The sequence below is a fragment of the Williamsia sp. z71 genome (genome assembly GCF_059553375.1).
In genome coordinates, this window is the sequence record NZ_JCANWX010000004.1 from 420,656 (window position 1) to 444,450 (window position 23,795).

The 23,795-nt window shown below is 65.7% G+C and carries 23 protein-coding genes and 1 tRNA gene; 12 read left to right on the forward strand and 12 right to left on the reverse strand.

Annotation, left to right across the window (positions count from 1 at the left end):
- Nucleotides 1-48: 48 nt before the first annotated feature.
- Complete coding sequence (locus AC51GR_RS12660) at nt 49-1,002, forward strand: alpha/beta hydrolase (RefSeq protein WP_496324983.1); 954 nt, start codon at nt 49-51, stop codon at nt 1,000-1,002.
- Nucleotides 1,003-1,089: 87 nt separating this feature from the next.
- Here AC51GR_RS12660 and purD read toward each other — a convergent pair whose 3' ends face one another.
- Nucleotides 1,090-2,340: a phosphoribosylamine--glycine ligase gene (purD, locus tag AC51GR_RS12665; protein ID WP_496324984.1), complete on the reverse strand. Its 1,251-nt coding sequence runs from the start codon at nt 2,338-2,340 to the stop codon at nt 1,090-1,092.
- A 178-nt stretch (nt 2,341-2,518) separates the two neighbouring features.
- Here purD and AC51GR_RS12670 point away from each other — a divergent pair, with 178 nt between their 5' ends.
- Nucleotides 2,519-2,944, forward strand: a complete 426-nt coding sequence (locus AC51GR_RS12670) for an HIT family protein (RefSeq protein ID WP_496324985.1) — start codon at nt 2,519-2,521, stop codon at nt 2,942-2,944.
- Here AC51GR_RS12670 and AC51GR_RS12675 read toward each other — a convergent pair.
- The 6 genes from AC51GR_RS12675 to AC51GR_RS12700 all read right to left on the reverse strand — a co-directional run bounded on the left by AC51GR_RS12675 (nt 2,934) and on the right by AC51GR_RS12700 (nt 8,828).
- The gene (locus tag AC51GR_RS12675) at nt 2,934-4,379 is read right to left on the reverse strand and encodes a sensor histidine kinase (protein WP_496324986.1); all 1,446 of its coding nucleotides are present in this window, start codon (nt 4,377-4,379) and stop codon (nt 2,934-2,936) included. The genes AC51GR_RS12670 and AC51GR_RS12675 overlap by 11 nt on opposite strands.
- Complete coding sequence (locus AC51GR_RS12680) at nt 4,376-5,074, reverse strand: response regulator transcription factor (RefSeq protein WP_496324987.1); 699 nt, start codon at nt 5,072-5,074, stop codon at nt 4,376-4,378. The genes AC51GR_RS12675 and AC51GR_RS12680 overlap by 4 nt, the downstream gene beginning before the upstream one ends.
- 279 nt (nt 5,075-5,353) lie before the next feature.
- Entirely contained in the window at nt 5,354-5,833 is a 480-nt protein-coding gene (locus tag AC51GR_RS12685; RefSeq protein WP_496324988.1) for a hypothetical protein, read from the reverse strand.
- Nucleotides 5,834-5,919: 86 nt separating this feature from the next.
- The gene (locus tag AC51GR_RS12690; RefSeq protein WP_496324989.1) at nt 5,920-7,200 is read right to left on the reverse strand and encodes a DUF222 domain-containing protein; all 1,281 of its coding nucleotides are present in this window, start codon (nt 7,198-7,200) and stop codon (nt 5,920-5,922) included.
- 57 nt (nt 7,201-7,257) lie between these two features.
- Nucleotides 7,258-8,442, reverse strand: coding sequence for a winged helix DNA-binding domain-containing protein (locus AC51GR_RS12695; protein ID WP_496324990.1), 1,185 nt, complete (start codon nt 8,440-8,442; stop codon nt 7,258-7,260).
- Nucleotides 8,439-8,828 (reverse strand): RidA family protein, encoded by a 390-nt coding sequence (locus AC51GR_RS12700; RefSeq protein WP_496324991.1) that lies wholly within the window; start codon nt 8,826-8,828, stop codon nt 8,439-8,441. Before AC51GR_RS12700 ends, AC51GR_RS12695 begins: the two co-directional genes overlap by 4 nt.
- An 86-nt stretch (nt 8,829-8,914) precedes the next feature.
- Between AC51GR_RS12700 and AC51GR_RS12705 the strand changes: the two genes are divergently transcribed.
- Entirely contained in the window at nt 8,915-9,409 is a 495-nt protein-coding gene (locus AC51GR_RS12705; protein ID WP_496324992.1) for a hypothetical protein, read from the forward strand.
- A gap of 56 nt (nt 9,410-9,465) precedes the next feature.
- Nucleotides 9,466-9,741: a hypothetical protein gene (locus AC51GR_RS12710; protein ID WP_496324993.1), complete on the forward strand. Its 276-nt coding sequence runs from the start codon at nt 9,466-9,468 to the stop codon at nt 9,739-9,741.
- Between the two features lie 280 nt (nt 9,742-10,021).
- Here AC51GR_RS12710 and AC51GR_RS12715 read toward each other — a convergent pair.
- A tRNA-Thr gene (locus AC51GR_RS12715) sits at nt 10,022-10,096 on the reverse strand.
- A 6-nt stretch (nt 10,097-10,102) separates the two neighbouring features.
- Here AC51GR_RS12715 and AC51GR_RS12720 point away from each other — a divergent pair.
- The 5 genes from AC51GR_RS12720 to AC51GR_RS12740 all read left to right on the forward strand — a co-directional run bounded on the left by AC51GR_RS12720 (nt 10,103) and on the right by AC51GR_RS12740 (nt 16,208).
- Entirely contained in the window at nt 10,103-11,620 is a 1,518-nt protein-coding gene (locus AC51GR_RS12720; protein WP_496324994.1) for a threonine/serine exporter family protein, read from the forward strand.
- A gap of 18 nt (nt 11,621-11,638) precedes the next feature.
- Nucleotides 11,639-11,806 carry a PIN domain-containing protein gene (locus AC51GR_RS12725; protein ID WP_331884771.1) on the forward strand — a complete coding sequence of 56 codons (168 nt, stop codon included), beginning with the start codon at nt 11,639-11,641 and terminating at the stop codon, nt 11,804-11,806.
- A 3-nt stretch (nt 11,807-11,809) separates the two neighbouring features.
- Nucleotides 11,810-13,288 (forward strand): alpha,alpha-trehalose-phosphate synthase (UDP-forming), encoded by a 1,479-nt coding sequence (locus tag AC51GR_RS12730; RefSeq protein WP_496324995.1) that lies wholly within the window; start codon nt 11,810-11,812, stop codon nt 13,286-13,288.
- 120 nt (nt 13,289-13,408) lie between these two features.
- On the forward strand, nt 13,409-15,964 hold the full coding sequence (gene otsB / locus AC51GR_RS12735) for a trehalose-phosphatase (protein ID WP_496324996.1): 2,556 nt from the start codon (nt 13,409-13,411) through the stop codon (nt 15,962-15,964).
- A 25-nt stretch (nt 15,965-15,989) separates the two neighbouring features.
- Nucleotides 15,990-16,208, forward strand: coding sequence for a hypothetical protein (locus AC51GR_RS12740; RefSeq protein ID WP_496324997.1), 219 nt, complete (start codon nt 15,990-15,992; stop codon nt 16,206-16,208).
- A gap of 30 nt (nt 16,209-16,238) precedes the next feature.
- On the opposite strand, the gene AC51GR_RS12745 is transcribed toward AC51GR_RS12740, so the two are convergent.
- Both AC51GR_RS12745 and AC51GR_RS12750 read right to left on the reverse strand, forming a co-directional pair.
- Entirely contained in the window at nt 16,239-17,066 is an 828-nt protein-coding gene (locus AC51GR_RS12745; protein WP_496324998.1) for a transglutaminase-like domain-containing protein, read from the reverse strand.
- Nucleotides 17,067-17,103: 37 nt separating this feature from the next.
- Nucleotides 17,104-18,252: an ROK family protein gene (locus AC51GR_RS12750; protein WP_496324999.1), complete on the reverse strand. Its 1,149-nt coding sequence runs from the start codon at nt 18,250-18,252 to the stop codon at nt 17,104-17,106.
- 43 nt (nt 18,253-18,295) lie between these two features.
- On the opposite strand from AC51GR_RS12750, the gene AC51GR_RS12755 reads away from it, so the two are divergent.
- A complete protein-coding gene (locus AC51GR_RS12755; protein ID WP_496325000.1) occupies nt 18,296-19,063 on the forward strand; it encodes an SDR family NAD(P)-dependent oxidoreductase in 768 nt (255 codons plus the stop codon).
- Nucleotides 19,064-19,205: 142 nt separating this feature from the next.
- On the forward strand, nt 19,206-20,804 hold the full coding sequence (locus tag AC51GR_RS12760; protein WP_496325001.1) for a DUF6777 domain-containing protein: 1,599 nt from the start codon (nt 19,206-19,208) through the stop codon (nt 20,802-20,804).
- Between the two features lies 1 nt (nt 20,805).
- Here the strand turns inward: AC51GR_RS12760 and AC51GR_RS12765 are convergent, their stop codons facing one another.
- Together AC51GR_RS12765 and AC51GR_RS12770 are read right to left on the reverse strand one after the other, a co-directional pair.
- Nucleotides 20,806-22,119 (reverse strand): L,D-transpeptidase, encoded by a 1,314-nt coding sequence (locus tag AC51GR_RS12765; protein WP_496325002.1) that lies wholly within the window; start codon nt 22,117-22,119, stop codon nt 20,806-20,808.
- A 79-nt stretch (nt 22,120-22,198) separates the two neighbouring features.
- Nucleotides 22,199-23,281 carry a UDP-N-acetylmuramate dehydrogenase gene (locus AC51GR_RS12770; RefSeq protein ID WP_496325003.1) on the reverse strand — a complete coding sequence of 361 codons (1,083 nt, stop codon included), beginning with the start codon at nt 23,279-23,281 and terminating at the stop codon, nt 22,199-22,201.
- Here AC51GR_RS12770 and AC51GR_RS12775 point away from each other — a divergent pair.
- A complete protein-coding gene (locus AC51GR_RS12775; protein WP_496325004.1) occupies nt 23,280-23,780 on the forward strand; it encodes a DUF2505 domain-containing protein in 501 nt (166 codons plus the stop codon). The two genes, AC51GR_RS12770 and AC51GR_RS12775, sit on opposite strands and share 2 nt — an antisense overlap.
- The last annotated feature ends 15 nt before the right edge of the window (nt 23,781-23,795 follow it).

The following is a 23,795-nucleotide window of genomic DNA, read 5'->3' on the forward strand; positions in this document are numbered from 1 at the left end:
CGCATCGACTGACATTCAGGGGCCGCTCACGGGTACCGTTGCCTGGCGATGACTACCTCCGCGAACCGGACGCCCTCACCCCGAACCACCGGCAACTCAGACCCCCGCGGCCCCGTGACCGGCCGCCGTGCCCTGCTGGGTGCCGGGCTCGCGGCCGGTGCCCTCGGATTGCTGTCGGCATGCTCCAACGAGGACCCGAAGCGCGTCGCCCCGCAGCCGATGCGCGCGGACAATCCGTCGACCAGACCGCAGGAGGCCGCCGCACCGGTCGATACGGCGGAGATCTTCACCGGCAGTTTCGAATCGGCGAAGATGCTCGGACGCCAGACGAATTGGATGGTGGCCCGCCCGGCCGGGGTGACCGGTGAACTGCCGGTTGTGGTTGTCCTGCACGCGCTGAACACAGACCATCGGGCCGCGTTCATGGGCGGACTGGAGATGCAGAACCTGATGCAGGACTGGGCAACCCAGGGCAACGCCCCGTTCGCACTGGCGTCCGTGGACGCCGCCCGCAGCTACTATCACCCGCGCACCGACGGCACCGACGGCGGCGCGATGGTGCTCGACGAGTTCTTACCGCTGCTCGAAGGCGACCCGGCGCTGGGTCTGCGCACCGACCGCATCGGCCTGTTCGGCTGGTCGATGGGCGGCTACGGGGCGCTGCGCCTGGGAGCCATGCTCGGTGCTCCCCGGGTGGCGGCCATCGCTGTCAGCTCCCCCGCGCTGTGGGCCGATCCGGCCGACTTCCCACCCCGTGCGTTCGACAACATCGCCGACTACCAAGCCAATTCACTTTTCGGACAACAGGGTTCATTCACCCAGATCCCACTGTTGATCGAGTGCGGATCGAGCGATCAGTTCTTCACCTACACCCGCCAGTGGATGGCCGCGCTCCGGCCGCCGCCGGCGTTCGGGACGTCGCCGGGTGGACACACCAACCGCTACTGGCGGGGTGTCCTGCCCGGACAGATCGCCTTCCTCGGACGCAACCTGGCCGACTGACCGCCCTGAAACTGTCCGATAGAGGGACTGCGAGGGTGAATAGCCCTCGGAGCCTCGCCATTCGACAGTTTTCAGGGCACCACGGCTTTAAATGCTGATCCGGCCCTCTTCGGCGGCCAGTCCGATGTCGGTGCGGAAATGTGAACCGGTCAGCTTGACCGACTCGAGCCGGCGGTAGGCCTGCGCTCGGGCGGCGGCGAGATCTGCACCGACCCCGACCACGCTGAGCACACGGCCACCGGCGGAGACCACGGCATCATCGGCGATCGCGGTACCGGCATGCAGCACGCCTTCGGCGTCGGAGCCGATGATCGGATCGCCGGTGCGCGGGCGCCCAGGGTAGTTCTCGGCGGCCACGACCACGGTCACGGCGGCGCCGTCCTCCCATTCCAGGGGCGGCAGTTGATCGAGTGTTCCGGTGGCCGTGGCGTTCAGGGCCACACCTAGCGGCGACTTGAGCAGCGCGAGCACGGCCTGGGTCTCCGGATCACCGAAGCGACAGTTGAATTCGACGACGGCCGGGCCGTCGGCACCGATCGCGAGTCCGGCGTAGAGCAGGCCGGAGAACGGGATGCCGCGCGCCGCGAGCTCAGCTGCGACCGGCTTGACGACCTCGTCGACGATCCGGGTGACCATCTCATCGGGCAGCCACGGCAACGGCGTGTATGCACCCATGCCACCGGTGTTGGGTCCGACGTCGCCGTCGCCGACCCGCTTGTGGTCTTGCGCAGGCAGCAGCGGAACGACGGTGTCGCCGTCGACCAGGCAGAAGAGCGACACCTCGGGGCCGTCGAGGAAGGACTCCAGGAGAACCGGATGTCCGCTCTCGAGGAGGTCGGCGGCGTGGATCCGGGCGGCGTCGCGGTCGGCGGTGACCACCACGCCTTTACCTGCGGCCAGGCCGTCGTCCTTGACCACCCAGGTCGGTCCGAACCGGTCGAGTGCGGCGTCGAGATGAGCCGGGTTGTCGACGATCTCGCTGTGCGCGGTCCGGACACCGGCGGCGGCCATCACGTCCTTGGCAAATGCCTTGGAGCCCTCGATCTTTGCCGCTTCGGCGCCGGGGCCGAACGTCGCGATGCCGGCCGCCCTCAGGGCATCGGCCACACCGAGCACCAACGGCACCTCGGGACCGATCACCACCAGGTCGGCCCCGATCGATGTGGCCAGGGCCACAACGGCATCGGCCGAGACGATATCGACCGCATGGTTGGTGGCCAACGCTGCGGTGCCGGGGTTACCCGGGGCCACATGAAGGTCGGTGACGGACGGGTCGCGGTTCAGACCCAGGACGAGGGCGTGTTCACGGCCGCCCGATCCGATGACGAGTACTCGCACGTGCCTGACCCTACCGCCCAGCGCATGGGGCACATACCTACGCCTCCAGCAGTTCCGCTGCCAGGGCCACGACGATCAGACCGGTTTGTGGCCGCCCGGCCGTCCTGGTGGGCGCCACGGCCCAACATGCGGTTGATGCGGGCGCCACGGAGTCACCGGCGGAGATAAGGTCGGGATCATGGCATCGGTCTTTTCAATGATCATCAACGGCGACATCCCCGGACGATTTGTGTGGAAGGACGACGACGTCGTGTCGTTCCTGACCATCAACCCGGTCACCGACGGTCACCTCCTGGTGGTCCCACGGCAGGAGGTCGACCACTGGGAAGGTGTCGACCCGGCACTCTTCGGCAAGATCACCTCGGTCGCGCAGATCCTCGGATCAGCCGTGAAAGCGGCGTTCGAGGCTCCGCGGATGGGCCTGCTGATCGCCGGTCTCGAGGTTCCGCACCTCCACGTGCACGTGTTCCCGGCCTGGCAGCTGGAAACCTTCGACCTCGCGAACGCGCAGAAGGAGCCCGATCCGGCGGCTCTCGACGCCGCCGCCGCCAAGATCCGGGAGCAACTGCGCACCCTCGGTCACGACGAGTACGTCAGCGACTGACCTGGTCCCGCGGGATCCGTACCCAGAACGTCGCACCGGCGCCAGGTGCTGACTCGACACCCACGGTTCCCCCGTGCGCGGCGACCAACGCCGCGACGATGGACAGGCCCAGGCCGCTGCCCGATGAGTTGTCGGTGCGGTGGCGCGACGAGTCGGAACGGTAGAACCGCTCGAACACCCGCGCCCGGTCCTCTTCGCTGAGTCCCGGCCCGGTGTCGGTCACCGCCAACACCGCATCGTTGTCGACGGTGCCGACGCGGACGGTGATCGATGCGGCGTCGGGCGTGTGCAGGATGGCGTTGCCGACGAGATTGCTCAAGACCTGCGCGAGCCTGCCGGCATCACCGGAAACCTCGGGAACGCCGGGACCGTCGAACACCTCCACCGAGATGTCGCGGCCGGGGGCCGCTGCTCGCGCGCTGTGGACCACGTCGGACGCCAGGGCCAGCAGATCGACCGGCGCGCGTTCGAGTGGTCGCCGGGCATCGAGCCGGGCAAGCATCAGCAGGTCCTCGACCAGCAGCCCCATCCGCTTGGCCTCGGTTTCGATCCGAGACATCAACACCTCGGTGTCGGTCATCGCGCCTTGGCGGAACAGCTCCGCGAATCCCATGATCGACGTCAACGGGGTGCGCAATTCGTGGCTGGCGTCGGCGACGAACCGTCGCATGTTCTCTTCGGAGCGGCGGGCCTGTTCCTCGGAAGCCGCGGTCGCGGCGAAGGCACCCTGAATCTGATGCAACATCGAGTTGAGCGACTCCGCGAGCCGACCGACCTCGGTATTCGGCGAGGCGGGAGGTACCCGTTGATCCAGGTCACCCGCGGCAATCGCCTGGGCTGTCTGCTCAACCCGCTCCAGCGGCCGTAAACTGGTGCGCACCAACAGATATCCCAGCGCCCCGATCACCACGACCACACCGGCACCGATACCGACCTGCAGCCAGATCAACCGGTTCACGGTGTCGTCGACGTCGGACAATTCAACTGCCACAATCGCACTGCCGTACTCCGACGTCGTTTTGACGACCCGCCACCGCGGACCGTCGCCGGTCGAATCCACCGTCACCGGGTCATGACCGAACTCGCTGGTATCGGACAGGTCCGGCGATGCCCCGGTGTCGTTGATGACCATCACCGCGCCGTCCAACCGCTGTACCTGGACGTAATACGGCGTCGGCGGACGGCCGCTCTGGACGTCCTGGGGATCCATCGGCGGCGGGGGCAGCGCCCGCGGCCTGGCCCAGCCGGCGGCGGCCTCCCGCAGCGAACTGTCGGTTCGGTCCATCAGGTTGTCCCGCATGGCCGACGTGACCGCCACACCCGACACCAGTAGCCCCATGGTGACCAGGACCAGCGTCAGCGCCACCAACGACACCCGAAGAGGGACGCCCCTGCGTTGCCTTGGCGGCGTGGTGACCTCGGTACCGCTGGTCACCGCGGCTCGCGCATCACGTAGCCGACACCGCGCAGGGTGTGGATCAGCCGCTTCTCGCCGGTGTCGATCTTGCGTCGAAGGTAGGACACATACGATTCGACGACGTTGACCTCACCACCGAAGTCGTAGTTCCAGACATGATCCAGGATCCGCGGCTTCGACAGCACGGTGCCGGCGTTGATCATGAAATAGCGCAAAAGCGTGAACTCGGTGGGCGACAGCGACACGAGTTCGCCGTTCTTCCACACTTCGTGGGTGTCGTCGTCGAGTTCGATGTCGGCGAACTTGATGCGAGAACTGACCTCCGGCTTCTCACCGAACCCACCGCGGCGCAACAGCACCCGCAGCCTAGCGACAACCTCTTCGAGACTGAACGGCTTGGTCACGTAGTCGTCACCACCGATCGTGAGCCCGGTGACCTTGTCCTCCACCGAGTCCCGGGCGGTCAGGAACAATGCCGGGGCCTCGACGCCATCGGCGCGCAGACGACGAAGCAGCCCGAAACCGTCCATTCCGGGCATCATCACGTCGATGATCAGTGCATCCGGACGGAACGTGCGGGCGATGTCGAGCGCACTCGGTCCATCCGGTGCAGTCTGCACCTCGAAGCCCTGGAACTTCAGTGACACCGACAAGAGCTCGCGAATGTTGGGCTCATCGTCGACCACCAGTACCCGCGCACCCTGATCACTCATGTCTGCCACCCTGTCTGGCCGTCTTGTCCCGAGTCTGCCAGCAACCTGCGAGGTTCCTGTGAATGATGTTCGAATCAAGCCGACCGAGACCCGTGCGCAGTTCGCGCACCCGTGATGCGATGCCGAGATGCGTTTTCCATGGGGGTCCGGCCTTGCCCTGATCGTCAGCGCCGCGTTGACCACGACCTTGCCAACCCTCTCGGTCGCCGGAGCCCAGACACCGCAGAAACGGGCCGTTGTGCTGGTCCACGGCCACGAAGCTGTGATCGCCCCTAACTCCTAAAAGGTCGGTGGCGGTTCGATCCTTCCTCGTTCTTCGCCGAGTGCCAGGCGGCGGGCGGCTTCTCGTTCACGCTGTCGGCGGTTGGCAAGTCGTTCCTGTTGCCGGCGTGCGTGTTTGGCAGCGGTACGCGGCTGCGATCTTGGCGGTGATGTTGGCGGCGATGTTCTCGGTGAGCCGCGTTGGTTGTCGAAGACGATCAACCTCAACGTCGGAAAGAGATCGTCGCCGGTCCAGCCCGGGCCGTGGTAGTCGCGGCGTTCGGGTGTGGTGAAGATCAGCCGGGTCCGCCCCGTGCGAGGGTCGGGGTACTGGTCATCAAGCCAGTCGGAGTAGGTCTTCAACAGATGGTGAAAACGGCAGAGCGTCTTCATTTCTGATTGATGGGTGCAGCCACCGGCGTCGGGGTCTTTGTGGTTGTACTCGCAGGTGTGGTCCAGGTCCGCACCCCACGCTTTGTGTTCACAACCAGGCCACATGCAGTACACATCCCGAATCCGAAGAAAGGTGTCCAAGACAACCGACGGCCGGTACTGGTCACCGGGTTGGGTCGCCGGCAGCGGAATCACCTGCGGGAACGGGGCGGTGACGACGTGCTGTCGTTGCTGCCGCTCTCGGCTGGTGGGTTCTGCGGTCCGCGCATGTATATCTTCGGCCGCTTCGGGTTCGGTGAATCATCCTGGGGCGCTGGTTCTGGCTGCACAGATTCTGGCTGCTCGGCTGCTGGTTGCGCCGGGTCTGTTTCCGGCTGCGGCTGTCCGGGTTCGGGCTGATGCTCGGGCGGTGTGGATTCCTGTTGTGCGGATGCAGATGTAGACGCAGATGCAGGCTCTGGACGTTCCGGCTGTGCGGGTTCAGTCTTGTTGCCCATCGGCCGCTGGACCGTTTCCGGGCGAGCCGCGATGTCGCGAACGTGATCGCCGGAGATGACACCGTGCCCGTCCATGAAGCCTGGATTCTCGGCGCGACCGTCGAGGGTGGCTTGGTCGGCGATCACGTGCATCACGATCTTCACGTCCACACCTGAGATGACCTGTCCGGCAGGGACAGTGACAATCTCGGCGGTGCAGGGATGCTTCGGGTCATTCGGGCATTCACAGAGGAACTCCCGGCCCATCACCGTGGCAAACAACGCATCAGCCATCCGATCAGCCTTTTTCCGCGGATCAGCCTTGCAGGTGGCCATCGCCAGTTTTTCCAACCTGGCCATGATCAACGTCAATTCCTCAGCGGTGGAATGGGCGTCCAAAACCGCCATGCCGTGCTCGATGTTGTTGGCCCACACCCCGCGATTGTTTTTCGCATCCTCCCGGTTCTTACGAACCAGATCCGGATCCCGGCGGAAGATGATCGCATCGACCATGTCCCGCATCCGACCCTTCGACCACGACCCACGCCGACCCAGAGCCTCGGCGATCCCACGATCGATATCGGCCATATGGGCCGAACCCTCGATCAACTCAGTCCGGGCGATGATGTCAGGAATATGGTGCGCGGCGATTAGTCCGGCCTTCAACAATTCATTCACCGCCGGCAGTCGGTCCCGCAAAGCCACCCCACGGTTGATCTGCAACTCCGCGGTCCGCTGCGTCAGACCCTGTGCGGCAGACAATCTCGCCGCACACTGCGCGAACGGATCAAGCGCCCGCATCTCCGCCTCAGACCCGGCAGTGGGCTCAACGAGATGTCGGTGCAGCATCGCCGCAGCGGCATAACGCTCCCACTCCATCCGCGACTGCTGAGCCATCGCGAGCTCGGTGTTACGCAACAACTCATTGACACCCAGCGACTCGACAGGACCGATTTCATCGTCCCCACCTGCATCTTCGATCTCCCCCTCGAACATACATTTGATTCTAGACGGGGGGGTACGACAAAAGAATTCTGCGAAAAGCGGAGACCGTCAGGCGTCGAGTGCGCGGTGAAATGGTGCCGGATACCCGGGCTTTGGCCGATGGTCGCCGAGCCATTCAGCGAGTTCCGCAGCTCGCCGCGTAATCGCCTTGCATGCACCGTGATTCAGCTTCTCCAACAGGTGCGTACCGACGGACCCATCCGGGCGTTGATGCCATCCACCCACGATCCGTCCGTCCCACCACACGGTCTGTCCACCATTGCCATTGGAGTCGAACAGGTGCGGGCCGTGAGGACCCAGATACCAGTCCCGCTGTTTCCAGCCCATCACAGTCGGATCGAGTTCAGGTAGCAGCAGGGCGGTCGGCGGTGCGATCTCCACGTCGTCGAGGTCGTCCGGCAGGACATAGCCGACCAATCCGTCGTCGAGGTCGACCTCGACCACCTCGAGTTCCGAAAGAGCTCTTCTGACAGCTGTTTTGGTAGATCCCAGCCACCAGACGATGTCGGTTTCGGTCCCGGGACCGAACTGACGTAACCATCGTCGGATCAGTTCACGATGGCCGGTGTCGGGATCGTCCACGGGCAACGGTTCGCAGAGCCAATCCGACATCGAGGTCCACCTGGGCCGTGAACGCATCCAGTTACCGTCGTTGGGTCCCCGGACGATCTCTCCGGCCGCACTCATATGGTTCAGGATCCGCGGGGCCATCTGCGCCACGCCCGCCCACGGGGTGCCTGCTCCGCGCGTGACGGATCCGGCCAGTTCTGGCAGTTCTTTGCGCAGTTCGGTCGATGTGGCCGTTCGCCCGTCGACCAGCGCACCGGCGACCGCTGCCCGCGCCTTCGCGATCCAGCCCTCGGGGTCGGGAAACTCGTCGCTGCGGCGCAGATCCCGCAACATGTTCGTACGTTCACTCGCAGCCACCCGCTGCCCCACGGCACTGACCGCATCGGCCAGCGCGGGACGGGGAAACGCGAACAGGGTGCGCCGCATCGCGAGCTGCTTGACCAACGTTCGGTCGTCGTACAACGCCCGGTCCATGTCGGGGACGTCAAAGCCCGGCATCCGCGCCCATGCCGACAGATAGACCGTTGCAGGGGTGGTGGCATGGAGTGCGACCACCGCTTCTGCGGTCTCGACCGGCGTCGTCGCGGCCGTGTCGGCGATCAACCGATGTCGTCGCAGCAGTCGAGCGCGCCGTTGCTCGGTGCTGATCGCCGGACGGGTCATGACGACGGGATCGCGGCCACAGCTTCGATTTCCACCAGCTGGTCGTCGTAAGCCAGCACCGAGACACCCAGCAGTGTCCCGGCCGGCTTGTGATCGCCGAAGACCTCGGTCACCACGTCCCAGGCGACCACCAGATCGGCCTGCAGGTGCTCGGCGACATACACGGTGACCTTGGCGACATCGGCCAGGGACGCGCCCGCCTCGGTCAGCGAGAGCTCCAGGTTGGCCATGCACCGGCGGGTCTGTTCACTGACGTTTCCCGGGGCGACGGTGGCACCATCTGCGTCGAGCGGCGCGGCACCGGCGGTGAAAACAAGACTCCCGGGAGCAATCGTAGTGCTGCGGGTGTGGCTGTTCTCCGGGCGGTTGATCTGCACTGATGACATGCCGCAATCCTAAGTGCTGGGGCATCGACGCCCGTGACACCGCGCGCTTTCCCGCACTCGACCCGCAGCACTGGCACAATGCCGTCATGGGACCTGGTGTCACGCCGCAAAGCGCCTATTTTGTTCTCGGCATGCCCGACCACGCGTTGGTCGGGCCCGGACTCGACATCAGCCAGGCCGAAGTCTTCTTCGACGAAGAGGACGCACTCGCCTCGGTTGATCACCACTACACACTCGCCCGCGACATCGCGTCCGAAAAGGTATTGGCGTCCACCGACTGGTTTGTCCTGACCGCAGTGGTCGGTGACGGCGTCAGCCCGGCCTACGGTGATCATTTCTTCGCCTACCACGACGGCGACCAGCCGTGGGCGATCGCCGGCGGCTTCACCCGCGCCGAGGAGATGACGGATTGGCTTCCGTTCATCTTTGCTGTCGAAGACCTGCACGAACACTGGTCGCCGGGCGGGGTCGACGAACACCTGGTTCCCTTCGAGACCACCCGCGACGCGGGCATCGACCTGTCCCGCGTGTGGTTCGCACCGGTGATGGCGCAACGCGTGTACCCGGGCGTGACCGACTGATACCCCGAGCGGCCATAACGCCGGCGTCGAAGATGTACATCGTCAATGATGGAGTTGTGACCCAATTCGTGGATGACATCGACAACGCCCTCGAGGCGCTCAGGGAACGACTGAGCGAATTGCAGGCCTCCATGACGCACGAACCCGATCAGATGACGCCGGAGGCGCGCGAGAAACGCATCAAACTCGACGAGAACATCGTCGAACTCCTCACGATCAGGGCAGCGGTCGCGCCTCCCCATACGGATGCGCCAAGCAAGGAACTCAAGCAGCGCCTACGTCACGTGCTGGCGCAAAACGGTCTCCTCGACCCGAAGACTCCCCGCGCGTAACGCCGGTCCGATCCGGCATGCGCGACTGAGCGAGCTGATCGCCCCCGAGCTCGACGACAGGTAGCGCTGTCGCCTGTGCACAACTCCCAGCGACCACCAAACCGATGTCGGTCGGTCCCGCATGGGACCCCGCACCGGGCGAAAATCTGTGCCCGAAAGACGTGCGTGGACCATCCAACACCGCACCGGGAACCGGAACGCTCTGCAAGTACCATGACTGGCGGCCGAAGAACGAACACAAAACAACTGGTCAACAGTGATTTATCGATGGAGTTATCTGTGGAGCCCCCTGTCAGGATTGAACTGACGACCGCTCGCTTACAAGGCGAGTGCTCTACCGCTGAGCTAAGGAGGCAACTGCGTGCGTGAGTATATCGCGAGACTTCCCCGGCTCCTCGCCGGCAGTCGTCGAGCGACGATCGACACGATCGAACCGTTCGAGCCAGCGGTATCGCCACGACAACCGATCGACCTCACCGACGACGCCGCGGTGACCGAGGTACTCAACCTTGCGATCCAGGTAGGAGCGGTGTTGCTCGACTCGGGGACCGGCGCGATCGACACGCAGACACAGGTGCGTTTCGTCGCAAGCATGTACGGCGTCGAAAACTGCGAAGTAGAAGTGACATACAACACCATCTGGGTCAGCGCGCGTCGCGGCGCGTCGATGCCACCGGTGAATGCGATGCAATCGGTCCACTATCGCTCCCTCGACTTCACCCGACTGGCCGCAGTCGACCGTTTGGTGCGCAGGATCCGCAACCTGGCGATCGACCCCGGTGAGGCGCATGCGGTCATCGACGCCATCATCGCCGCGCCCCACCCCTACCGACGCTGGGTCGCAACTCTGGCCTGGGCGTCGATGGCCGGCGCGCTGTCGGTATTGCTCGGCGGCGGTTGGCTGGTCGCGGTGGTGGCCTTCTTCACCACGGCCGTGATCGACCGAACCAACCGACTGCTCAACAAGATCGGCACCCCACTGTTCTTCCAGCAGATGACGGGCGGTTTCTTCGCGGTGATCCCCGCGGCGATCGTCTACGAGAACAGCGAGGCACTCGGCGTCGACATCAAACCGTCGCTGGTCATCGCAGCAGGCGTGGTGGTGTTGCTGTCCGGGCTGTCGCTGGTCGGCTCGGTGCAGGACGCGATCACCGGTGCCCCCATCACCGGAGGTGCCCGCTTTTTCGAGCTGCTCATCATGACCGGCGGCATCATCAGCGGCGTCGGTATCGCCATCCGGTTGATGGAGGCCACCGGCGTCTATCTGCCGACGATCACCTCGACCACCGCGTTCGATCTCGCCAACACCCCCGTGCGGGTGATCGCCGGCGGAACCGCGGCGGCGGCGTTCGCCGTCGCGAGTTACGCCGAGTTCCGGGCCCTGCCGACCGCATTCATCGGCGGTGCCATGGGCGCAGCGATCGTCGCGACGGCCGTTCACTACAACTTCGGACCTGTCATCTCGTCCGGAATTGCCGCCGCGATGGTCGGACTCGTTGGTGGTCTGCTCGCCCGCCGGGCGTTGACCCCACCACTTGTCGTCGCGGTCGCGGGCATCACGCCACTGCTGCCCGGTCTGGCGATCTATCGAGGGCTTTACGGATTGATCGGCGGTCAGACCGTCGACGGCCTCACCGCGATCGGATCTGCGCTGGGCGTCGGGTGCTCGCTCGCCGCCGGTGTCACCCTCGGCGAGTTCGTCGCCCGGACGTTGCGCCGCCCCCGGATTGCGACAAAGCCGACGCGCGCTCTGCTGACCGCACGCTCGGCCATCCGCCCTGGTCGCTTCACAAGTAAACCCGTGGTCGATGCCCACGCGGAGACCCAGCCACTGCGGAAGTCGGACCTGCGCGCCGGCCTGACCGACAGACGACTTTGAGCAGGTAGAGTATTCGCCATGCCTGCCAAGACCAGTGACAAAACCGATATCGCCGACGAAGATCTGGAACCCGTGGCCGACGAGACGGCCAACTCCGCGCGTCGGGTGGTCGCTGCTTATGCAGTCGATGCCGACGAATGCCGGATGTTGCTGGCAATGCTGGGAATTGCACCGGGCGAAGCCTGATCTGTGGCAGCCACGCGAACGCATGAGTCCGACACCCGCGCCGACTTTGTCGTGGTCGCCAACCGGCTGCCGGTCGACAAACAGGTACTCCCAGACGGCACTGTCCGCTGGCAGCAGAGTCCAGGCGGCCTGGTCACCGCCCTGGAGCCCATCCTCCGGTCCCAGACCGGTGCCTGGGTCGGATGGTCCGGGTTGCCGGATTCCGCGGAGCACCCTGAGGTAGAAGGGCTTCAGCTCTTTTCGGTGCCGTTGTCGGCCGAAGAGATCGCCGAGTACTACGAGGGGTTCTCCAACGCCACCCTCTGGCCGCTCTACCACGACGTCATCGTCAAACCCGAGTACCACCGCGAGTGGTGGAACGCCTATGTCGCCGTGAACCGGCGGTTCGCCGAGGCCGCGTCGAAGGCAGCGGCCGAGGGCGCGGTCGTCTGGATTCAGGACTACCAACTGCAGCTGGTACCGAAGATGCTGCGGATGCTGCGCCCCGATCTGAAAATCGGGTTCTTCCTCCACATCCCCTTCCCCCCGGTCGAACTGTTCATGCAGATGCCGTGGCGGACCGAGATCATCGAGGGTTTGCTCGGAGCGGATCTGATCGGATTCCACCTGCCCGGTGGCGCGCAGAACTTCCTCTACCTCGCTCGCCGGCTCGCCGGCCAGGCCACCTCCAAGGGACAGGTCGGTGTCCGGGCGAAGTTCGGTGTCGTGCAGGTCGGTTTCCGCACGGTCCGGGTCGGCGCCTTCCCCATCTCCATCGATTCCGGCGAACTCGATGCGCGCTCGAAATCCAAAGAGGTCCGCAAGCGGGCGGCCGAGATCCGTGAGGAACTCGGGAACCCGAAGAAGATCCTGCTGGGAGTCGACCGCCTCGACTACACCAAGGGCATCGATGTCCGCCTGCAGGCACTTGCCGAACTCCTCGAGGAGGGCCGGGTCAACCCCAACGACATCACCATGGTGCAGTTGGCGACCCCGAGCCGTGAGCGCGTCGACAGCTACATCAAGATGCGTGGCGATATCGAACAACTTGTCGGCAACATCAACGGCAGCTTCAGTGAGGTCGGCCATCCCGTGGTGCAGTACCTGCACCGCCCGGTCCCCCGCGACGACCTCATCGCGTTCTTTGTCGCGGCCGACGTCATGCTGGTCACGCCATTGCGCGACGGCATGAACCTGGTGGCCAAAGAGTATGTCGCCTGCCGCAGCGACCTTGGTGGCGCCTTGGTGCTGAGCGAATTCACCGGTGCCGCAGCCGAACTCCGGCAGGCATTCCAGGCGAATCCGTACGACACCGACGGTGTGAAGCTGGCCATCACCGAAGCGCTCGAACAGGACCCCGAAGAAGGCAAGCGCCGGATGCGGGCCCTGCGACGGCAGGTCCTCACCCATGACGTGCAGCGCTGGGCGAAGAGCTTCCTGGGTGCACTGGGTGCCGACACCGAAACGATGCCGAGTGAGAACCGTGGACTTGACATCGTGTGACCGTCCCGGGTCCGGCGACGCGCCGGGCCCGCACCCGAAAACTGTGATGAGCGCTGCAATTGCCCCCGCGCCAGGCAGTGGATTGGACTTCGCCGGGGTCCGCAGACTTAGACTCGCGTAGTGAGTGCACAAGACCTGGCTCCGGAACTGCGGCGCGCCCTGAAAGCCATCGCTCGTATGCCCCGGCTGCTCGTCGCCTCGGACTACGACGGTTGCATGGCCCCCATCGTCTCCCGCCCCCAAGATGCACGACCCAACGTCGACTCGGTACGGGCCATGCGTGCCCTCGCCGAACTCGACTCGACCACCGCGGCGGTGATCTCCGGGCGAGCGTTGCGCGATCTGGCGACCCTGTCGAGGTTGCCCGCCGAGGTCCACCTCGTGGGCAGCCACGGCAGCGAGTTCGACGTGGGCTTTGTCCACGAGATCACCCCCGAGGCCACCGCACTCCTCGAAACGTTGATCGTCGAACTGCGCGCGATCGCCGCCGACTTCGACAACGTGACCGTGGAGACCAAACCGGCCAGCACCGCGCTGCACGTGCGGAACGCCACCGCGGCGGACGCCGACGCAGCTCTCCAACGGGCTCGCACCGGCCCGGCGACCTGGGACGGCGTCCAGGTCACCGAGGGCAAGTGCGTCATCGAGCTCGCGGTCATCAAGACCGACAAAGGCCAGGCCCTCGACATCCTGCGCCACGAGGCCGGTGCCAGCGCCGCCATCTTCTTCGGCGACGACGTCACCGACGAAAAAGCCTTTCAACGCCTCCACGGACCCGATTTGGGCATCAAGGTCGGTGAGGGTGACACCCTGGCCGCCTATCGGGTCGACGATCCCGAGCAGGTCGCCGCCGCGTTGGCCTTCCTCGTCGAGGAACGCCGCACCTGGCTCAGCGGTGACGCCGCGGTCCCGATCGAGCGGCTGACCATGCTCGCGTCCCCGCGCACCGTCGCGCTGGTCACCCCCGAAGCCGACATCTGCTGGATGTGCCATCCCGAGCCCGATTCCGCGGCGCTGTTCGCAAACCTGCTCGGGACCGACGAGGCCGGCGAGTTCTCGATCAGCCCGGTGGTCGAGGGAGAAAAGAAGCCTCTCCCACTGAGCCAGCGTTACGTCGACGGGACGATGACCGTCCGCACCCGCTGGGCCGGCCTGGAGGTCACCGATTACCTTCCGCACGACGTCAACGTCGGGCGCACCGACTTGACCCGCGTGATCCGTGGCAGCGCCAAGGCCCGGGTGCGGTTCGCCCCACGGCCCGAGTTCGGTCAGGCCGCCGTACGCATCGAGATCTTCGAAGAGGGACTGCGCGTGTCCGGCTCCAACGAGCCGATCGTCCTGCGCGCCCCGGGTGTCGCCTGGGAAATCGAAACCGACCGCCACCACCAGACCGCCACCGCGGTGATCCAGCTTTCCGAAGAGCCACTGGTTCTCGAATTGCGCTGTGGCTCCGATGATCTCGAAGCCTCGGCCGTCCCGGAAGCCGAGCGCCGCGCCGAGTCCGAGGCCTACTGGAGCGAATGGGCCGCGACGCTGGACCTGCCCAACATCAAGCGCGACCTGATGAAGAGGTCGGCACTGACGTTGCGTGGACTCGTCCACAGCGACACGGGTTCGATCATGGCCGCGGCCACGACCTCGTTGCCCGAGGAGATCGGTGGCGTCCGCAACTGGGACTACCGCTACTGCTGGCTGCGCGATGCGGCGCTGACCGCATCCGCGCTGGTGTCCGTCGGCTCGTTCAAAGAGGCCGAGGACTATCTGGGCTGGCTCCATCGGGTGCTCGGCACCGTCACCGGTCCCGAGTGGCTGCATCCGCTCTACACGCTGGCCGGCGGCGGACTTCCGCCGGAGGCAGTCATCGACTCCCTGCCCGGGTACGCCGGTTCGCGTCCGGTCCGGGTCGGCAACGCGGCCAACCAGCAGGTCCAGCTCGACGTCTTCGGACCCATCGTCGACCTGATCTCGACCCTGGCCCACGCCCGCGCCGCCGTCGGCGATCCTGATCCCCTGTCGGCCGCCGACTGGGAACTGGTGCAGGACATGGTCTATGCGGTGGAACGTCGGTGGACCGAGCCCGACCACGGCATCTGGGAGATCCGTGGCAACCCCCGCCATCACGTGTACTCCAAGGTGATGTGCTGGATGACCGTCGACCGGGCCCTCAAGCTCGGTGCGGAATTCGGCCGCGACACCGAGCTCGGCTGGCCGGTCCTTCGTGACACCATCGCCCGCCAGGTCCTGAGTCAGGGTTGGAACGAGGCGGCCAACTCCTACACCGCGGCCTACGACGGGATCGACCTCGACGCCGCCACCCTGCACATCGGGTTGTCGGGACTGATCGACCCGTCCGATCCGCGGTTCACCGCCACAGTCGTCGCCACCGAGGCCGAATTGCGCAGTGGCTCAACGGTGTACCGGTATCACCACGACGACGGTCTACCCGGCGACGAAGGCGGCTTCCACCTGTGCGCAGCGTGGCTGATCGAGGCCTACCTCCTCATCAACCGGCGCAACGACGCCGAAGCGCTGTTCGACCAGATGATCAAGGTGACCGGTCCGACCGGATTGATCTCGGAGGAGTACGACCCCGTTGCCGAACGCGCCCTGGGCAATCACCCACAGGCCTACAGCCACATCGGACTACTCCGTTGTGCGCGGCTGCTGAGCGAATAGCGACCAGGCACCAAGCACTCTCCAAGTGGACACCAAGGGCCGCCGTGGACAGTGGTCACATGACCTACCAACCACGACGCGAGAAGAGCTTCACGTGGATCTGCTCGACCTGCACACCGGACGCCGATACCCCGACGCCGCCACGACGATCGGCCGGACCGCGACGATGCACCACGCCGCGGCCCTGGCGTTCGCCGGTCCGTCGTCACAGCCTGTGATCAGTCAGCGCAGTCACAGCCTGTGATCAGTCAGCGCAGTCACAGCCTGTGAGCGGCTAACGCAATTGGACCTGGGCGGACGGATCGTCGATCGGTAGGTAGCCGGCCACGATCGCGCCCACCTGATAGCTGCGCAGGACGACGTCGCCGCCGTGACTGTCGAGAAAGGCCGTGTCGGCGGCATCGCGACCGGAGGCGATCCGGACCAGCGACTGACGCGGCGCCAGCCCGGTGGCATCGACGACCACCCACCGGCCGTCGATCAACGCCTCGGCCACGGCATGGAAGTCCATCGGGTACAGACCCGGCGCGTACACCGACACCAGCCGGGCCGGAATACCCAAGCCCCGCAACAGCGCAACCACCAGATGCGCGAAGTCCCGGCAGACACCGGCCCCGGACAGCAGGGTGTCGACCGCGCCGTCGATCGGGTCACTGGCACCGAAGATGTACGAAAGCCGATGCCGGACAAAGTTCGTGACGGCGACCAACTGCTCGGCCGCCGGCACACTCGTGTCGAATTCACCGGCGGCGAAGCCGAAGAACTTGTCGGCCTCGGCATACCGGCTCGGCCGAAGATAGAGCGAACGGTCGAGCTCGGTGACCTGCGCGGGATCAGCCGGTGTCAGGACGCTCGCCGTGTAGCGAACGGAGAGTTCACCGGACTCCACCTGCAGCCAGTGGATACGACTACCGCTGTCCGTCACGATCTCATCCGGGACGATTCGGTTGCCGTCCAACCAGATGGACAGGGTCTCGTTCACTTCCAGCCCGGGCAGCCTGGCCACGGCGATCTGCAGTTCGATGTCGGTGGCCTTGTTCACCACCACGTCGAGTACGGCCGAGACGTCACGCTGAGCAGTTTGTCCGGAATCACCTGACATGAATTGGACGCTCCCTTCCTTCGAATGGTCTGCCGAGTCAGGCGCTGAAATTCTGCAAGGCCCCGATGGGATCAGCGTAGAGCGCTCCGAGCGATACCACCACGGCAGCACCTTCCTGAACGCGCGCACCGAACCTGGGCGGCGACAGTTCCATCGGCCCCAGCCCGCTGGCCGCATCGAACGCCGCCTGCACCGGGGCCAGACCGTGGCGGTGTTCGGCGAACACTTGGCCGGCCAGGACGACCCGATCGGGATTGATGAGGTCGCGCACCAGGGCCACCATCTCACCGAGCACCCGGGCTCGTTCGTCGTGCAGCGCACTCGCATCACCGCCTGCGGCCACCGCATCGTCGAATACCTTGCGGCCGACGACATCCTGCAGCAGCGATTGCGGCTTCCCCGTCAACAGCGGTGCATGCACCGGCAGGTGCCCGATGTTGCCGGGACGTTCCTGGACCCTGCCGTCGATCGTGATCGCCAGACCGACCGTTTCCCGGACGTAGAAGAGCAGATCGGTACCGGTGGTGTGGTCGGCACCGGCCAGGAGCAACTCGGCCGCCGCCATGGCCTGAACGTGCTGGCTGACCGAGACCGGCACATCCAGTTCGCGTTCCAAGGCTTCACCGACCGGCGCCCGCTGCCAACCGAGTTGAGGATGGTCGACGCTACCGTCCCGGTGGACCGTGCCACCGATGGCGGCCCCGGCCCACAGCGGTACCCGCTGGGTGAACGATTCGGCAACCAGCGCCGCCCGCCGCGCGATCAGCCGCAGGGCCTCCTTCGCCGGCCCGACCGGCGTCGACATCGCGACCGTCTGCAGCGGTCGGCCACCGAGGTCGGCAACCATCAACAGGGTCGACTGCGCACCGATGTGCACGGCGATCACGCAGAACCGGTCCCGGTCGAGGGTCAACGGCACCTTCGGACGTCCGATCGCCCCCGACGCGACCAGGTCCGGACGTTCCCGGACGAGTCCGAGACGATCAAGTGCCTGCAGCTGTCGGTTGACCGTCGCCGGTGACAGACCGGTTGCCGCAGGCAATCGGTCCCGCGTGACGGGGCCCTGGGTGCGGACGGCCCGGAACACCACCGCGGCGGCGCCCTCACCCCGTTCAAACGACACCGTGCGTGATCCACCGGCCCGGGATGCCGTTCGAGCTCCACCGCCGGCTTCGTCAGACCCCATGGTGCAAAAATCTACCGGTCCGGGCGCACCTACACTGCACACCATGACTATTGCAGCCACCACCGCGTCCAACACTGGTGATCGCAAGGTCGCCGTTGTAACCGGCGCCAGTTCCGGTATCGGCGAGGCCACCGCCAGAGTTCTTGCTGCGCAGGGCTATCACGTGGTGGTCGGTGCGCGCCGCGTCGACCGCCTGCACAAGCTGGCCGAAGAGATCGACGGGACGGCCATCCCCCTCGATGTCACCGATGAGGAATCGGTCCAGAAGTTCTGTGCGCAGATCCCGGCGGTCGACGTCCTGATCAACAACGCCGGCGGCGCGAAAGGTCTGGCCTCCGTTGCCGAGGCCGACCTCGACGACTGGCGCTGGATGTGGGAGACCAACGTCCTGGGAACGTTACGGGTGACCAAGGCACTGCTGCCGAAACTCATCGACTCCGGTGACGGTCTGATCGTCACCATCAGCTCGATCGCCGCCATCGAGGCCTACGACAACGGGTCCGGCTACACGACGGCCAAACATGCCCAAGCGGTTCTGCACCGGACGTTGCGGCCCGAGCTCCTCGGAAAGCCGGTCCGGCTGACCGAGATCCAGCCGGGCATGGTCGAGACCGAGTTCTCACTCGTTCGCTTCGACGGTGATGCGGAGAAGGCCGACAAGGTCTATGAGGGACTGACGCCACTCAGCGCCGACGATATCGCGGAAGTGATCGGCTTCGTCGCGAGCCGCCCACCGCACGTCAATCTCGATACCATCCTGCTGATGCCCCGCGACCAGGCCTCTGCCCGCCGAAACATCAAGACAGGCTAGAGGTTCTCGTATGTTCGGATGAATATCGCGAAGTCCGGTAACACATCCCACACACCGCCCGAAGTCCAGACATAATCCTTGAGCGGGTAGCCGGTCCCCCATCACGGCGGTCCAGGGTCCGCACCGGACCCTGGAGACTCGAGTGAACCATCCATACAGCGCTGCGCCCACCGGACCGATCCCGTCTCCGCCCAACGACCGCAAGCAGATCGTCATCGTGCTCGCGGTCGTTGCCGCATTGCTGTTGACGTTCCTGGGTATCGGTGCGGCGTACCTGTTCTCCGCCTCCGACAGCAAGGTCAAGGCCACCACGGCACCCGAGCTCGTGCTGGAAGCAGCCAACAGCACCGGCACCGACCCGTTCACCCCGTCGGTCGCGGTCAGCAACCGTCCCCTGGATGGGGCCGTCATCGGACTCGCCCCCGCGGGTGCGCCGACGGTCCGCGGCGTCGAGGGCGTCGACGGCACCACAGCGGGTCTGTACGCCGCCGACGGTGACGCAGTCTGCGACACCGCCGCGCTGGCAAACCACCTGTCCGACAACCCGGCCAAGGCCGGCGCGTGGGCGAGCGTCTTCGGGATCGGCACCGAACAGATCCCGTACTACCTCGACACACTCACCCCGGTTGTCCTGACCCGCGACACCTGGGTCACGAACCACAGCTACACCAGTTCCGGGGCGTATGCGTTCCAGTCGGTCTTCGAGGCCGGCACCTCCGTACTCGTCGACGCGTTCGGGGTTCCCCGCGTTCGCTGCTCATGCGGCAATCCGCTTGCGCCACCGGCGAGTACACCGGTCGCCGGTTACCGCACTGTCGGCGACCCGTGGCCCGGGTACGCCCCTGCACAGGTCGTGTACGTGACCTACGCCAACGAGCAGACCACCGTCACCAACAACACCACCACCATCGTCGAAGCGCCCGCACCGGCACCGACTCCGGTGTCCCTGACCCTGCTGGATCTGAACACCTTGCAGCCATTGATCCGCGCGGTCGGCGGCATCCTGAACCTCGAGGGTCTTCCCCCACTGAGTCGGCCGCTGCCGACACCGGCATCCCTGAACACTCCGTTCACGACCGACGACCCGGAGTTGCAGGAAGCCAACGGCATCCAGGCGGATGGACAGCCGGCACCCGAGGTCCGGCGCCGCGCAGCAGCCGAGTCGACGGCGTCATCGACAACCGCTGTGGCGACTCCGGAAACCGCGGTTCCCGGCGAATCAACCGTCCCGACGGTTCCTGAGCAGCCCGCTTCGGCAGAGCCCGCGTCTTCCGAACCGGTAGTGCCCGTGGCGCCTTCGGCCGTACCGGCGACCAGCAGTGCGGTCCCGACCCCGACTGCGTTCTCCGGCAGCGGTGAGATCGTCTCGAGTCTCACCTTCACCTTCGAGGACGCATCGGTGACCTGCATGGTCCCCGATCCGACACACACGACGGCAGAACTCAGCTGTTCCGACGACGTGAGACGAACAGTGTCGACAAGCGCACTGACACAGCCGTCGGTCGCCTCGGCGACGGACAGCCTCGGGGTCTGGACTGTCGGACTGACCGACATCACCGATCCGGAGAACCCGACGACCGAGACGGTGACGATCACAAAGGCGGTGTGGACACTCCTACCGACCGCCACCGTGGCCGCGCCGGAACCCGAAGTCGCACCGGCTACCGAGACGCCGACCGGGGAGCCGACGACAGCGGGCGCCGAACCCACCACCGGGTCGACGGCACCTGCCGCGGGCTGACTCAGCCGACGGGGGCCTGCGGTGCCCCTGAGTTCACTGCTGTCGTCGGGATGCCGGACACGGCCGGAGCATTCGACGGGGTGGCCGGCGCCGAGTTTGCCTCGGGCTCACCACCGATCGCCGACAGCGACTTCCAGGTTGCCCAGTCGTAGATCCAGTCGAAGATGTCACCGTCTGCCTCCGACAGCGGGATGCGGGTGTTGATGACCTCCACCGGGTCGCCGTACATCGCGGTGTTGAAGTACCGCTCCGCATCTTCGAGTGAGAGGTTGATGCAGCCGTTGGTGACGTTCGACGACCCCTGGACGCCGAGGGTGGCCGGGTTGGCGTGGATGAACTCACCGTTGTTGGAGATTCGAACCGCGAAGCGTTCGAGCACATTGAAGTACCCGGCCGCCGGGTTGCTCATGTAGAACTGCTCGTGCTTTTCGCTGACGACGTGGATACCGGAACGGGTGACGTTGCGGTCGAGGTCACCTTCGCCGTAGCTGCACGGCAACGTCATGAGGGTGTTGCCGTCGTTCTCCACGACGATCTGATGTGAGTCGGCGTCCGCCTTGACGATCTGGTTGCGCCCGATCACGAAGTCGCTCGTGACGTCGGCCTCGCCATAGCTGCCGTCGCCGTAGTTCACGCCATAGAGTTTCGCGACCATCGACACCGTGGTGCCCGGTTGGTAATAGTCCTTGGTGCGCCAGTGCACGCGGGATCCGCCGTCTTCGCCCAGCCATCCCCAGCTGCCTTCGGTCGGCGGAGTGGTGGTGACCGTCAGCGCCTTCTCGACGGCTTCCTTGTCCGACACGACACCGTCGAACTTCAGCATCAGCGGTGCGGCGATGCCGACTTCCTGGCCGTCGGCGATGTTGATCACCAGCCCGATCTGGCTGTCCGGGGTGAGCGTGCCGAAGGTACCGGCGACCGGGACGGCCTTGCCGTCCTCACCCATCGCCGACCCCGCCCAGGTGTACTGCCCGCCGTAGCCGAGTGGTTCGGTGATCGTGTAGGTCGTGCGGTCGGCCGACAGCTCGCCGGAGACCACCCGCCCGTTAGCATTCGTCAGTTGCACATCAGGATTGAGCACGCCTTCCGAGACCTTGACCGACACCACCTCGATGGGTGAGGCGTCGGTCACGTCGAGGGCCGGACTGTAGGTGATGTCGGCCTTCGGCTCCGCAGGCGCCTTGCCCTGCCCGGCGCCATCGGTCGAATCGTCGCCGGTACTGCAGGCCGCAGCAGTCACTCCGGCCGCGCCGACGGCTATCGCCGTGAGGGCCGCGCGCCGAGACAGCAGCAGACGGTCACGGTAATCTGTCATGCGCCAAACAGTACCTGCGCCGCTGGTCGCCGCTACTCGCCACACCACTGACCTGCGGCGATGGCGTCAGCTGATCGGACTACAACGAACAGCCGACCAGCACCGGTTCCGGCTCGAGCCACAGACCGAACTTCTCTTGCACGCCACCACGCACCCGGCGCGCGAGATCGATGATGTCGGCACTGGTGGCCTGTCCCCTGTTGGTCAACGCCAACGCGTGCTTCGTGGACAGCCGAGCCGGCGCATCGGCGTCCGGAAAGCCTCGGGCAAAACCGGCATGCTCGATCAGCCATCCGGCCGAGAGCTTCACACCGCCGTCGGCGGGGAACTGCGGCACGGTCGCCTCCGATCCGAGTTCTTGGACGATCTGGGTCAGCACCCTGGGCAAATATTCATGCGGGACAACCGGATTCGTGAAGAATGAGCCGACGCTCCAGGTGTCGTGGTCGTCCGGATCGAGGACCATCCCCTTGCTCGACCGCAACGCCAGCACGGTCTCCCGCACCTTCGACGCCGGCGCCCGTTCTCCGTCGTCGAGGCCCAGGACCCGAGCCAGTTCGCCGTAGCGGATCGGCTCACTCTGCCCATCGTCACGGAGCCGGAACGAGACCCGTACCACCAGTTCGTCATTGCGATGTTTGAGCCGGCTGGTTCGGTAGCCGAAACCCAGATCGCCCGCGTCGACCCAATTGAGGGCGCCGGAACGGCGGTCGAGGATCTGCACCGATCGCAGCAGCGAACCGACCTCGACCCCATAGGCACCGACGTTCTGGACCGGAGTCGCGCCGGCGGCGCCAGGGATGCCGGACAGGCATTCGAGGCCACCGAATCCACGCTCGACGCTCTCGGCCACCAGCGCATCCCAGTTCACACCGGCGTCGGCGACGACGTGGTCGGACCGCCAGTCGAGTTCGGTGTTGTTGATCCGGACCACCGTCCCGTCGAATCCGTCGTCGCCGACCACCAGGTTCGACCCACCGCCGACCAGCAGCACCGGAGTGCCCTCGGCATCGAGACGCCCGACGGCGTCGATCAGCGACTCGGAATCGTCGCAGTTCACGACGTCGCGGGCGGGACCGCCGACGCGCAAGGTGGTGATCTCGGACAGCAAGAGGCGGTCATGTGTTTGTGCGGCCACCCCGCAACGGTAGCCTGCACTCATGGCGACCAAGCTGCAGCATTCGATCGACTTTCCGTGTCCCCCGGCCGACTTCGCTGCGGCGGTCACGTCCGAGCAGTACTGGAAAGACCTGGTGGCCAACGTTGCAGCCGACGTCTCCGAGCTCGAATCGTTCAAGGTCACCGACGACGAGGTCACCGTGGTGCTGCAACAACGTGTCCCAGAAGACAAACTGCCGTCGATCGTGACGAAGGTCCGGCCCGGCGACCTCCACATCGCCCGTACCGTCAGCTGGTCGCTCTCCGGCGGCGCCATCTCCAGCGGCACCTTCGCCGCAGTGGTCGAAGGCGCACCCGCCAAGGTCCACGGCACCCAGACCCTGGCCGCGACCCCATCGGGCAGCACCGTCACGTTCGACGGCACCGCCGACGTGGCCATTCCCTTCGTCGGCGGCAAGGTCGAGAAGGCGATCATCGAGAACATCACCGAGTTGATCTCGGCCGAGCACGACTACACGATCGAATGGATCAACGCGCGCTGACCGGCGCCGCACACC